Source organism: Paenibacillus gorillae (assembly GCF_000513275.1).
In the GTDB taxonomy this organism is placed as follows: domain Bacteria; phylum Bacillota; class Bacilli; order Paenibacillales; family Paenibacillaceae; genus Pristimantibacillus; species Pristimantibacillus gorillae.
The window spans coordinates 56,968-69,099 of the sequence record NZ_CBVJ010000076.1 but is presented as its reverse complement, the minus strand read 5'-3'; the positions used below and the strand labels follow the sequence as shown (position 1 = coordinate 69,099).

Annotated in this window: 12 protein-coding genes; all 12 read left to right on the top strand. The window is 48.7% G+C overall.

Features of this window, described 5'->3' with window-relative positions:
* The first annotated feature begins 54 nt into the window (after positions 1–54).
* Positions 55–1,797, top strand: coding sequence for a biosynthetic-type acetolactate synthase large subunit (ilvB, locus tag TY10_RS13195; RefSeq protein ID WP_042164167.1), 1,743 nt, complete (start codon positions 55–57; stop codon positions 1,795–1,797).
* A complete protein-coding gene (ilvN, locus tag TY10_RS13190) occupies positions 1,797–2,279 on the top strand; it encodes an acetolactate synthase small subunit (RefSeq protein WP_042164163.1) in 483 nt (160 codons plus the stop codon). The genes ilvB and ilvN overlap by 1 nt, the downstream gene beginning before the upstream one ends.
* Before the next feature lie 139 nt (positions 2,280–2,418).
* The gene (gene ilvC / locus TY10_RS13185; protein WP_042164161.1) at positions 2,419–3,411 is read left to right on the top strand and encodes a ketol-acid reductoisomerase; all 993 of its coding nucleotides are present in this window, start codon (positions 2,419–2,421) and stop codon (positions 3,409–3,411) included.
* Between the two features lie 244 nt (positions 3,412–3,655).
* On the top strand, positions 3,656–4,057 hold the full coding sequence (locus TY10_RS13180; RefSeq protein ID WP_042164158.1) for a secondary thiamine-phosphate synthase enzyme YjbQ: 402 nt from the start codon (positions 3,656–3,658) through the stop codon (positions 4,055–4,057).
* 138 nt (positions 4,058–4,195) lie between these two features.
* Complete coding sequence (gene leuB / locus TY10_RS13175; protein WP_042164155.1) at positions 4,196–5,278, top strand: 3-isopropylmalate dehydrogenase; 1,083 nt, start codon at positions 4,196–4,198, stop codon at positions 5,276–5,278.
* Between the two features lie 129 nt (positions 5,279–5,407).
* Complete coding sequence (locus TY10_RS13170) at positions 5,408–5,956, top strand: peroxiredoxin (RefSeq protein WP_042164152.1); 549 nt, start codon at positions 5,408–5,410, stop codon at positions 5,954–5,956.
* A gap of 180 nt (positions 5,957–6,136) precedes the next feature.
* Positions 6,137–6,553 (top strand): hypothetical protein, encoded by a 417-nt coding sequence (locus tag TY10_RS13165; protein WP_042164150.1) that lies wholly within the window; start codon positions 6,137–6,139, stop codon positions 6,551–6,553.
* A 160-nt stretch (positions 6,554–6,713) separates the two neighbouring features.
* The gene (sigI, locus tag TY10_RS13160) at positions 6,714–7,523 is read left to right on the top strand and encodes an RNA polymerase sigma factor SigI (RefSeq protein WP_042164148.1); all 810 of its coding nucleotides are present in this window, start codon (positions 6,714–6,716) and stop codon (positions 7,521–7,523) included.
* Positions 7,520–7,879 (top strand): anti-sigma factor domain-containing protein, encoded by a 360-nt coding sequence (locus TY10_RS13155; RefSeq protein ID WP_042164144.1) that lies wholly within the window; start codon positions 7,520–7,522, stop codon positions 7,877–7,879. The genes sigI and TY10_RS13155 overlap by 4 nt, the downstream gene beginning before the upstream one ends.
* 13 nt (positions 7,880–7,892) lie before the next feature.
* The gene (locus tag TY10_RS13150) at positions 7,893–8,906 is read left to right on the top strand and encodes an anti-sigma-I factor RsgI family protein (protein WP_155985851.1); all 1,014 of its coding nucleotides are present in this window, start codon (positions 7,893–7,895) and stop codon (positions 8,904–8,906) included.
* 234 nt (positions 8,907–9,140) lie between these two features.
* Positions 9,141–10,520: an ATP-binding protein gene (locus TY10_RS13145; RefSeq protein WP_042164139.1), complete on the top strand. Its 1,380-nt coding sequence runs from the start codon at positions 9,141–9,143 to the stop codon at positions 10,518–10,520.
* A 56-nt stretch (positions 10,521–10,576) separates the two neighbouring features.
* The gene (locus TY10_RS13140) at positions 10,577–12,082 is read left to right on the top strand and encodes a leucyl aminopeptidase (RefSeq protein ID WP_042164137.1); all 1,506 of its coding nucleotides are present in this window, start codon (positions 10,577–10,579) and stop codon (positions 12,080–12,082) included.
* The last annotated feature ends 50 nt before the right edge of the window (positions 12,083–12,132 follow it).

Genomic DNA, 12,132 nt, shown 5'->3' with positions numbered 1-12,132 from the left:
TTGTTTTCGTCGAACTAAAAAAAGGTATGAAGTAAGCTAGGAGGAGGATGGCAGATGGTCACGCAAAGTGCAACACTGAAGTCAAAGCAAGAATTAATCGAAAAATTGCAGAAACCTGAAGTAATTACAGGTTCTGAAATGTTACTCCGTAGTTTGGTGCTGGAAGGCGTCGAATGCGTGTTTGGCTATCCGGGCGGCGCAGTGTTGTACATTTACGACGCGATGCACGGATTCTCCGATTTCAATCATGTGCTTACCCGCCACGAGCAAGGAGCGATTCATGCGGCAGACGGCTATGCACGTGCCAGCGGCAAAGTTGGCGTATGTATTGCAACATCAGGCCCAGGGGCAACGAATCTGGTAACGGGTATCGCAACTGCATATATGGATTCTGTACCGCTCGTTGTCATTACCGGCAACGTTATGTCCAGCTTAATCGGCAGCGATGCTTTCCAAGAGGCGGACATTACCGGCATTACGATGCCGATCACGAAGCACAGCTACTTGGTGCGCGACGTTGAAGATTTGCCGCGTGTTATTCATGAGGCTTTCCACATTGCAAATTCGGGCCGTAAAGGACCGGTATTGATCGACATTCCGAAAGACGTATCGGCGAACAAAGCCTTGTTCAAACCGGTAACGGAAGTGAGCATCCGCGGCTACAACCCTACGGTTTCGCCGAACAAGCTCCAAGTCGACAGACTGATTCAGGCAATTGAGCAAGCGGAACGCCCGCTTATTCTTGCAGGCGGCGGCGTTGTATACTCCGGCGCTCATGAGGAATTGCTTGAATTCGTAACGAAGACAGAAATTCCAATCACGACAACGCTTCTTGGTCTTGGCGGATTCCCAAGCGGCAACGATTTGTGGCTCGGCATGCCGGGTATGCACGGAACGTACACAGCTAACAAATCGATTCAAAGCGCGGATCTGCTAATTAATATCGGAGCCCGCTTCGATGATCGCGTTACGGGTAAACTTTCCGGTTTTGCACCGCTGGCGAAAATCGTTCATATCGATATCGATCCGGCTGAAATCGGCAAAAACGTTCCGACGGACATTCCGATCGTTGGTGATGTGAAAACTGTTCTGCAGCTTGCTAACCAGCAAGCGAAACGTGCTGACAAGGCAGATGATTGGCGTACGAAGCTTCAAGCATCCAAGCTTGAGTTCCCGTTCAGCTATATCGACTCGGAAGAAGTGCTCAAGCCGCAATGGGTTGTGGAGATGATCCACGACACGACAAACGGCGACGCAATTGTAACAACAGACGTAGGCCAGCATCAAATGTGGGCTGCGCAATATTACAACTTTAACAAACCGCGTTCTTGGGTAACCTCCGGCGGTCTTGGCACAATGGGCTTCGGATTCCCTTCTGCGATTGGCGCTCAAATGGCTAATCCGGATCGGGTTGTCGTATCCATTAACGGCGACGGCGGCATGCAAATGTGCGCGCAAGAGCTTGCGATCTGCGCGATCAACAACATTCCGGTTAAAGTCGCGATTATCAACAACCAAGTGCTCGGCATGGTTCGCCAATGGCAAGAGCTTATCTATGATAACCGTTACAGCCATATCGACCTCGCCGGCAGCCCGGATTTCGTTAAGCTTGCTGAAGCTTATGGCGTTCGCGGCTTCCGCGCAACGAATAAGGAAGACGCTCGCAAGGTATGGGAGGAAGCACTCCGCCATCCGGGCCCAGCGGTCGTAGAATTCGTCGTAAATAAAGAAGAAAACGTGTATCCGATGGTTGCCCAAGGAAGCACGATCGACGAAATGATCATGGGGGATGCGTAATGAAAAAGCATACAATTGCAGTAATCGTTAATGACCAACCCGGCGTATTGCAACGTGTATCCGGCTTGTTCGGACGCCGCGGCTTCAATATTGAGAGCATTACAGTAGGAACAAGCGAAGAGCAAGGCCTCTCCCGCATGGTTATCGTCACTTCCGGCGATGACCATACGCTGGAGCAGGTAACGAAGCAGCTTTACAAGCTGATTGATGTCATTAAAGTTATCGATCTCAGCTCCAACCCGATGGTTGCCCGCGAGCTTGCGCTTATTAAAGTAAGCGCAGAGCCTGCGGCTCGTCCGGAAATTCTCGGCGTTGTCGAAACCTTCCGTGCGGCTGTCGTCGATATCGGCACTCATTCGCTTATTGTACAAGTTGTCGGCGATACCGAGAAAATCGATGCGATGGTCGAGCTCTTGAAGCCTTACGGCATTCGCGAGCTGTCCCGCACAGGCGTAACTGCGCTGAACCGCGGCAGCAAATAAGATCGAAGTCACTAATTAGTTCAGTCTACTATTTATCCAAATCACCAATCCCGCTTTGAGCGGGAGTTTAAGGGGAGAACGAATTTCTCTGCTTAAACACCCGTTCAAAAGGGTTAAATCAAAGGAGGCAATCATTAACATGGCAGTTACAATGTACTATGAAAAAGATTCAGACATCAGCGTTCTTCAAGGTAAAACAATTGCAGTAATCGGTTACGGCAGCCAAGGCCACGCGCAAGCGCAAAACCTTCGCGACAGCGGCCTGAAAGTCGTTATCGGCCTTCGTCCAGGCAAATCCGCTGACGTTGCTAAAAAAGACGGTTTCGAGGTTCTGACAGTTGCTGAAGCGACTAAAGTTGCTGACGTTGTTCAAATCTTGCTGCCAGACGAAACACAAGCAAAAGTATACGCGGAAGAAATCGAGCCTAACCTTAAAAAAGGCGCTTCGCTCATGTTCTCCCACGGCTTCAACGTTCACTACGGTCAAATCGTAGCTAACAAAGATACAGACGTATTCCTGGTTGCGCCTAAATCGCCAGGTCACATGGTTCGCCGTACTTACCAAGAAGGCTTTGGCGTTCCTGGCTTGATCGCAATTCACCAAGATGCTTCCGGCAAAGCGAAAGAAATCGGCCTTGCTTATGCAAAAGGTATCGGCTGTACGCGTGCAGGCGTTATCGAAACTTCTTTCAAAGAAGAAACAGAAACTGACTTGTTCGGTGAGCAAGCGGTATTGTGCGGCGGCGCTTCTGCGCTCGTTAAAGCAGGCTTCGAAACTTTGGTTGAAGCTGGCTACGCTCCAGAAATGGCTTACTTCGAGTGCTTGCACGAGCTGAAGCTGATCGTTGACCTGATGTATGAAGGCGGACTTGCGACTATGCGTGATTCCATCTCCAACACAGCTGAATACGGCGACTATGTAACAGGTCCTCGTATCGTTACTGAAGAAACGAAGAAAGAAATGAAACGCGTTCTGGAAGACATCCAATCCGGCCGTTTCGCTCGTGACTTCATCCTTGAAAACCAATCGAACCGTGCTATGCTGACGGCTACTCGCCGTAACGAAGCTGCTCACCCAATCGAGCAAACTGGTGCACAGCTGCGCGAACTGATGCACTGGATCAAGAAGTAATTAACGAGTCCAATTCATATTGGCAGCCTAGCTAAACTAGACTGCAAATGAACGATATTATCCCGGTTCGCCGGAGCAAGTCCGGATGCTTTGCGTATCCGATCGCTTCGCTCTGTGCAAGCCGGGATAATTCTGTTTCCTGCTCTAATGACAAAGTCCTCTCCAGGGCTTTTTTCTTTATTTGCTTATCGCAGACTGCTCAGTTTGCAGTGAGTTATCCAAATTGAAAGGGAGAGGAACGAAAATGGTCATTAAAGAAACGCTGCGAACGTCCAAAAGGGACGAGATGATCGATATTACGCGCCAGGTAGCCGCTGTTGTCGCCCGTGAAGGGCTGTCGGACGGGCTGGCAGTCGTCTATTGCCCGCATACAACAGCAGGCATTACCATTCAGGAGAACGCGGACCCTGACGTTAAGCATGATATTCTAATGCGGTTGGATGAAGTATATCCGTGGGAGCATCCGAAATACCGTCATGCGGAAGGAAATACAGCATCTCATCTAAAGGCGCTTACAGCCGGGACAAGCCAGACCGTAATCGTTAGCAGCGGACGCTTGCTGCTGGGAACGTGGCAGGGCATTTATTTTTGTGAGTTTGATGGGCCAAGAAGCCGTACTTTTTATGTGAAGCTGCTTCATGGATAGCGATGAAAGGGTCAGCTTATAAGGATTGCCTATAAAGATGATAGATTTTATATCTTTGTTTAAATGGACGAAATGTGGTACAAATGATAATAGTTTGAGAATCGCTAATTGAGCTTAAATAAGGGAGTGTACAGAATTATGTCAGAAGTTAAAAAAATCGCGGTTATCGCAGGCGACGGCATTGGTCCCGAGGTAGTAGGCGAAGCGCTTAAAGTATTGAAAAAAACGGAAGAACTGTTCGGCTATCAATTCGAAACGGAAAACGGTTTGTTCGGCGGTATCGCCATCGACGAGAAGGGCACACCGCTGCCGCAAGAAACGCTTGATCTTTGCAAAGGCGCAGACGCAGTATTGCTTGGCGCTGTTGGCGGACCGAAATGGGATAACAATTCGAAGGAGCTTCGTCCGGAGACTGGCTTGCTGGGCATTCGTAAGGAACTGGGTTTGTTCTCGAACATCCGTCCTGCAACGGTATTCGATTGCTTGAAAGAAGCGTCGACGCTGAAACCGGAAGTGCTGGAAGGCACGGACCTGATTGTTGTTCGTGAGCTGACTGGCGGCATCTACTTCGGTGAGAAATTCCGCCGTGAAGGTGCGAATGGCGAAGAAGCTGTTGATACTTGCGTCTATAACGTACAAGAGGTTGAGCGTATTGTTCGCCAAGCTTTCGATATTGCAATGACTCGCGGCAAACGTCTGGCTTCGGTCGACAAAGCGAACGTTCTCGAAACTTCCCGCTTGTGGCGCGAAGTCGTTAACCGGATTGCGCCTGAGTATCCGGAAGTTGAGCTGGAGCACGTACTCGTCGACAACTGCGCAATGCAATTGCTTCGCCGTCCTTCGAGCTTCGACGTTATCGTAACGGAAAACATGTTCGGCGATATCTTGAGCGACGAAGCAGCTATGCTGACGGGCTCGATCGGCATGTTGTCCTCCGCTTCGCTGGGTGAAGGCAGCTTTGGCCTTTATGAGCCAGTCCATGGTTCTGCTCCTGATATTGCAGGACAAGGCATCTCCAACCCAATTGCAACGATTCTTTCGGTTGCGCTGATGTTCCGTCTTACGTTCGGTTACCACGAGGCAGCTCAAGTTATTGAGGATGCTGTTAAAAACGTGCTGGATGCTGGCCACCGTACTGGCGATATCGCTGTTGATAAGAGCAAAGCGATCGGTACGACTGCAATGGGCGATCTTATCGTTGCAGCAATGAAAAAAGCTTAATTATAATTATTATAAAAAAATAAAGACTTTAATATTGACTTTATTATCGTCTGGTGATAAGATTTATCAAGTGAGTCACCTATATAAAGTGACAAAAAATATGATAGATAGGTCAAGGAGGAATTCAATATGGCAGAACGTTTGGTAGGCCGCCCGGCACCTGATTTTACGATGGATACAGCAACTGGTGACGGTAAAGATTTCGGTACGGCATCTCTTTCGGATTACAAAGGCAAATGGCTTGTTCTTTTCTTCTATCCACTGGACTTTACATTCGTATGTCCGACAGAAATTACGGCTCTGAGCCTTGCTGCTGAAGAGTTCTCCAAGCTGAACACTGAAGTTCTTGGCGTCAGCGTAGACAGCAAACACAGCCACCGCGCGTGGATCAATACGCCGGTTAACGATAATGGTCTTGGCCAGCTGAACTTCCCGCTTGCTGCAGACATCACGAAAAAAGTAGCATCCGACTACGGCGTGCTGATCGAAGAAGAAGGTATCGCGCTTCGCGGCCTGTACATCATCGATCCGCAAGGCGAAGTGAAATATCAAGTGGTTAACCACAACGATGTAGGCCGTAGTGTTGACGAAACGCTTCGCGTACTGCAAGCTTTGCAATCCGGCGGTTTGTGCCCAATGAACTGGAAACCAGGCCAACAGCATTTGACTGCGAAGTAAGATTTGAAGAGAAAGCCCGTGCCGGAAGGCACGGGCTTTTTTTGGATTTTACCAGCCTATATCGGGGCAAATGTGCTTGTAAAGCAGGAATTTCGACCCTCGGCCTAGAATAAGTTATTGAAACGAATCATTATCGTTCGCCAGCGTTATGCAGGCAGGCGTATAAGGAGGGAGCCGTCAATGAGCTTCTGCTGCGGTGCAAGTATGATTGGCACGAAGGGAACGTTAAAACATTTTCGGACCCATATCCATAATGTGCCTATAATGTTCTGTCCGGTTTGTCACCGGGTAGAAATTCATTATCTCATCGAGAACGAATATGAAATATTGGCAGAATACGCGCATGGCGACGGCGCCGCGGAAGTGGATTTTCAAGAGTATGTCGAGCAGGAACACAAAGCGCTGCTGGAAAACTGCGTCAATCATGAGAACGAGGATCCGATGGACGTCGTACTTAGCCAGATTGATATGGCGCTGGATTTGCTGAGTTTTGCCGGACAGATCGGCGATAAGGAATGGCAAGAACAATTGAAGAAACGGTTAGGCACCTTAAACGGCAGACGCAATAAGTTGAGGCAGAGAAGAACTTCTGTTTAATGTTGTTGATTGACCTGTGATGCCTCCTTTTACGGGAGGCTTTTCATTTGCCGCCGCGAGGCGGCAAATGCCCGTTTAAAGGCCATTCTCATAAATTTAATTTATTACCCCCTAAATCCATAAAACGTTATCGATACATATAACAGAGAGGTGGAGCGGTTTGCTACTCTTATTGTTCAAACGGTTTTTCGGAAAGACCGCTTCTCCAACAGATACAAAACAAAATAAAACTCCTGAAGCCATTGTGACGCAGATTAGGCAAGGCGATGAGAGCTTACGGGAGCAATTTATTTCGGACTACAGACCGTATATCGCCAAAGTAACCAGCCGGTTCTGTAAACGCTACGTAGATCCGTCAAGGGATGATGAATTCAGCATTGCCTTGATGGCTTTTAATGAAGCCATTAATCAGTTCTCAACGGAATCCGGCAGATCCTTTCTGGGCTTCGCCGAAACGGTTATGCGACGCCGGCTGATTGACTTCGTGCGCAAGGAGCAAAGGCATACCCAATCGCTTCCTTACAGCACTTTCGAGATGCAGGATGAGGATGAGCAGACCTATAATCCCATTGAGACGAGGCAGGCATTGCAAGCCTATGAGATGAAGCTCGCTTCCGATGAACGGAAGATGGAAATTCAGGAATATAGCAAAGAGCTGGAGAGCTTTGGAATCTCTTTCATGGAGCTGGTGGACAGCTCGCCAAAGCATGCAGATTCCAGGCTAATGCTGCTTGGCATTGCCTCTACTCTTGCAGGAGAGACGCATTTATTCGAGCATCTTCGCGCAAGCGGCAAGCTGCCGGTCAGAGAACTGACAGAGCTTTGCGGCGTGTCGCGCAAAACTGTCGAGCGCAATCGTAAATATATAATTGCAGTTTCATTTCTTTTACAAGGGTCGTATCCCTATTTATATGATTATTTGAACATATCAGGACAAGAGAGAGATTTGAGTGAGGAGGCGGGAAGATGAATCGCGGTGTCGTAATGCAAGTGAACGGGAAACAGGCAGTCGTAATGACGGCGGACGGCAGATTCGTATCCATCCCGCTGAAGGAGAAGGTCCAGATTGGCGAAGAGATTCTCTTTGAAGCGAATACAGGGGCGGGGGCTTCCACTGCCGCTGCTTTTACTAAGCCGAGAAGGAAGCGCAGCTACTGGTATGCTGGAGCTGCAGCCGCAATTATTCTGCTGATGCTGCCGATCCTCTTTTTCGTCCAAAGCGAGAATCATCCCGTTGTTGCCTATGTAAGCATGGATATCAATCCGAGTATTGAAATCGGTGTTGATGCGAAGAAAAAATGTGTGGGAGCTGCGTGCTCTGAATGAAGATGGCAGTAAAATGATTAAAAATATAGCTTATAAGGGTAAGCCGATTGAACAGGTTGCAGATTCAATTATGAAGAATATAGCGGGAGCCCATTATTTGAGCGGCCCTGAAAAAGATATCGTCATTACGAGTTTGCTCCTGAATCCGAAGATTGGACCCGAGTTTGAAGCGGCCTTGTCGCTGCAGGTCGATCAGGCGATTAAGCGGATGATAAGTCAATTAACGCTCGACACGAAAACAAAGATTACGGCACTGTCGATTCCGGTCGAACTTCGCGATGAGGCGGCGATGAATGGAATCTCCTCAGGAAAGATGGCCGTCTATTTGATGGCAAAGGCAGAAGGTTATGCGATACCAATAGAGTCATTGAAACAGCAGTCTATCGATAAAGTGACAGAGCCAATCGGCGGTGTAAATACGATCGTTGAGCAGTCTGACCATACGAGCAAAGAGAAGCTGAAAGAACTTGTGGACAAAGAGAAGCTGGAGAATGAGGCAAAGAAAGATAAGGGAAGCAAGGCACCAATCATAGTCAAGCCTGCAACCGATGGAGGCAAGCCTGCGTCAGCAACGATTACCAATAAACCCAATAAGCCTTCTGCTACACCGGGCAAGCATCCTATTCGTAAACCGGAAACGCCGCATAAGCCGAATAAGCCAAAGGAACCAGACAAAAAGGGAGACTGGAAGGAACAAAAGGACAACCGTAAAGGAGGAGGTTCCGGCAGGGAGCACGAAGGTAAAAGCGGAGGCAACCACCGGGACTGGGAGGGTCACAATCACGGAAAAAAGGATAAAGAGGAACGAGGGCAGAGGGGCGGCGGTCACAACTGGAATTCCGGCAACGGTAAGGACAAGGGCAAGGATAAAGGCAAACAGGGGGATCAGAGCAAGGAACAAGGCAAGGGAAACGGCAAGAACAACGGTAACAATGACAATGTTAACCACAACGGCAACGGTAAAGATTCCGGTCATAAACATAAGGGGAAAGGCCGTCATCACCAGAATAATGAGCAGGTCGGATAATAAAATTAGTCGAAAATGATCAGGTTCACAGGGGGAAATTTCCGTTATTATGAAACATTCCTAGTACCCTCTAAGTCTAGTATAGGTGTACAGCCACGGGAAAAACGTCACCCATCTATTTCTATCATAACCATTTTTCGACAAAGTTTCCGGTTGACATCTATTGTTAACAAAATTTATGATTAAATAAATATTTGCAATGATGTCTATAGATTTGCCGGGGAGGAGTTTATGATGCAGCTGATTCGAAAGCGCTATTTCCCGGCGCTTGCCGAATATGTTAAGAGCGGAAAAGAAATGTCCCTTTACAAGGCATCGGAGCTCGGTACTGATTTGCATGGCATGCATCCAGAGGAAGTTATCGCGATACATGAAGAGTGCATGTTAATCATCGTGGCGAATGTCGATTCCGACGAAGCAATCCAGCTTTATAATCGTTCCTTTATTTTTCTGATTGAAGTCATGGTCACGCTGCGTTTGCACCGCATTCCGGAAAAATCACCGGAGCAGCGCTTTACTGAAATGCGCGAGATGCTGTTTCATTCTAATCGTTCGTTCGAAATGGTTAAAAATAAATATGAAAATGTGCTGCAGCATATGGATAACGGCATTGCGCTGTTTGACAGCGATGGAATTTTATCTTTTATCAACGTTCAAATGGCTAAGATGCTGGATATACCGCGCAAGACGCTAATTGGCTGCAACTTGAATGAAATTTTGACACATAGGCAGCTCAGTACGGCCACTAAGAAAGTGATCGTGCGGCTTTATAAGGAAATGTTTCTTCGCCGAAGCGGGTATTATGAATTTCAGGACAAGGATGGCAAGCATTTGCTTGTCACTGTTACATACGGCGATCAGCTGGAAGGCGATTTTTTGATTAACGTCAAGGATGTCTCCGAATACAAACAAATCGAGCAAACCGCGCTTCAGAACGATAAGCTGGCTATGCTGGGACGTATGTCCGCAGCCATTGCCCATGAAATACGGAACCCTTTAACCTCCATCCGAGGCTTTATACAACTTCTCCGTCCCTACTTAATGCAGCTTGGCAAGGAAGAGTACGCACGCATTATCTTAGCGGAAATCGATCGTGCCAACGATATCATTTATGAATTTCTAAACTCATCCAAACCTTCTGCTCCCATGAAGAAATCAGTATCGATCAATCGACTGATTAATGAAGTTGTATTGCTTTCAGAAAGTGAAGCGTTAATGCGCAATTGTCAATTCCATGTCGAATCCTATGACGAGGATACGGAAGTAATGGTATCGATTGACGTCAAACAAATTAAGCAAGTGATTCTGAATATTTTGAAAAATTCATTGGATGCCATTGAAGAAGTCAGTGATCAGCGAAGGGGGAGAATTGATATCATTACCCGTTCCGACGGTCAGAATGCCGAGATAACGTTAAGAGACAATGGCAAAGGAATGGACAGGGCGACATTGGCCCGTCTATTCGATCCCTTTTTTACGACAAAGGAGGCCGGAACCGGTCTTGGCCTGTCGGTAAGTTATCGAATTATCCGCAATCATGGCGGCTCCATACGTGTTGATAGCTTGGAAGGAAGCGGAACATCGTTTACAATCTATTTGCCATTAACCGAATAAACGATTAAAATCGGGGTATGCACCCCGATTTTGTTTTTGAAAGAGAGGAATTATTGATGAGTACATCATTTACATATGAGACTGCGGCTTCAGCCGGAACAGTGGAAGCTGTCATTCGTCTAATTAGTCCTTCTGAGCTGAAGGAGCAGGAGGCGCAATGGGTACAGCCGCAAATCGACAACGCCTTGCGTGCTGCTCAAACGAAAGGGCTGTTCAGAGGCGAGCTTGAACAAGCAGAGGCATTCGCTACACTGGGACTCCATTCCGCAAGCCATATCGTATTCGTCGGCATCGGCGAAGATGCGGGATTAGACGGGCTGCGGCTGGCTGGTGCAGTTGCATCTAAAGCAATTATGAAACTTAAAGCGCAAACCGTGCAGCTGCTGCTGCCGGAGAGCATACTAGCGGGCAAGCTGTCGCCAGGAGCGGCAGCTCAGGCATTAACGGAAGGGCTAAGGCTGGCGGTACATGACAGGCTTCCTGAGCTGCGTAACGAGAAGCAGCGGTATTCGCTTCCGAAGCTAACGTTTGCTCCAGCGGCGCAGCTTGCCGATCCCGACAGCTTTGCCCGCCAATGGGCGAACGGCATCGCACTTGGGCATACGGTGGCTGACGGCGTCATTGCGGCACGAGATTTAACGAATATGGCCGGAAATCGGCTGCGTCCCGAGGACTTGGCCACCTATGCCGAGGATCTGGCGCGGGAATATGATTTGGATATCGAGATTATTGATGAATGGACAGCGCTTGAGCAAGGAATGGGCGGGTTGCTCGCAGTAGGTCAAGGCAGCGTTTATCCGCCGCGAATGATCGTGCTTCATTATAAAGGTGCTCACGATGATGCTGAGACATGGGGGCTTATCGGTAAGGGCATTACTTTCGATACAGGCGGCATCTCGCTGAAAAAAGCAGCGGGTATGGAGGCGATGATCTCCGATATGGGCGGCGCAGCAGCTGTATTAGGCGCGATGCGCGTTATCGGCGAGCTGAAGCCTTCCGTTAATATCGTCGCTGTAGTGCCTACAGCAGAAAATATGCCTTCGGATCGTGCGTTCAAGCCTGGCGATATCATTAAGATGATGAACGGATTGACGGTTGAAGTCGTCAATACGGATGCTGAAGGACGGCTTGTCCTTGGCGATGGCTTGACGACGGCAATCCGCCGCGGCGCTACGAAGCTTGTGGATATCGCGACGCTGACTGGTGCTGTGCTGACTGCGCTTGGCATTGATGCAACTGGCGCCGTGACGAACAATGAAGCGCTGATGGAGCAGGTGAAGCGGGCTTCGGAGCGAAGCGGCGAGCGGGTATGGCAGCTTCCGGCTTATCCGGAGTACAAGAAGCAGTTGAACAGCGATGCAGCCGATTTGAAAAATACGGGCGGCCGCTATGCGGGTACGATTACAGGTGGCTTGTTTGTCGGCGCATTTGCCGAGGAGCTGCCTTGGGTTCATCTGGACATCGCAGGAACTGCCTTCTTGGACCGCAGCAGAGGCTGGGAGCCTAAAGGCGCTACCGGCGTAATGGTCCGCACATTAGTGGAACTGGTTACGGAGAATTAAATTTGAGGCGGCCATTGGCCGCCATTCCATATTGGCTTTGGAAGGAGCAA

Coding starts and splice junctions, on each gene's coding strand:
- TY10_RS13180 (WP_042164158.1), top strand. CDS start 3,656: ATGGTCATTAAAGAAACGCTGCGAACGTCCAAAAGGGACGAGATGATC.
- ilvB (WP_042164167.1), top strand. CDS start 55: ATGGTCACGCAAAGTGCAACACTGAAGTCAAAGCAAGAATTAATCGAA.
- ilvN (WP_042164163.1), top strand. CDS start 1,797: ATGAAAAAGCATACAATTGCAGTAATCGTTAATGACCAACCCGGCGTA.
- TY10_RS13150 (WP_155985851.1), top strand. CDS start 7,893: ATGATTAAAAATATAGCTTATAAGGGTAAGCCGATTGAACAGGTTGCA.
- TY10_RS13155 (WP_042164144.1), top strand. CDS start 7,520: ATGAATCGCGGTGTCGTAATGCAAGTGAACGGGAAACAGGCAGTCGTA.
- leuB (WP_042164155.1), top strand. CDS start 4,196: ATGTCAGAAGTTAAAAAAATCGCGGTTATCGCAGGCGACGGCATTGGT.
- TY10_RS13145 (WP_042164139.1), top strand. CDS start 9,141: ATGCAGCTGATTCGAAAGCGCTATTTCCCGGCGCTTGCCGAATATGTT.
- TY10_RS13140 (WP_042164137.1), top strand. CDS start 10,577: ATGAGTACATCATTTACATATGAGACTGCGGCTTCAGCCGGAACAGTG.
- TY10_RS13170 (WP_042164152.1), top strand. CDS start 5,408: ATGGCAGAACGTTTGGTAGGCCGCCCGGCACCTGATTTTACGATGGAT.
- ilvC (WP_042164161.1), top strand. CDS start 2,419: ATGGCAGTTACAATGTACTATGAAAAAGATTCAGACATCAGCGTTCTT.
- TY10_RS13165 (WP_042164150.1), top strand. CDS start 6,137: ATGAGCTTCTGCTGCGGTGCAAGTATGATTGGCACGAAGGGAACGTTA.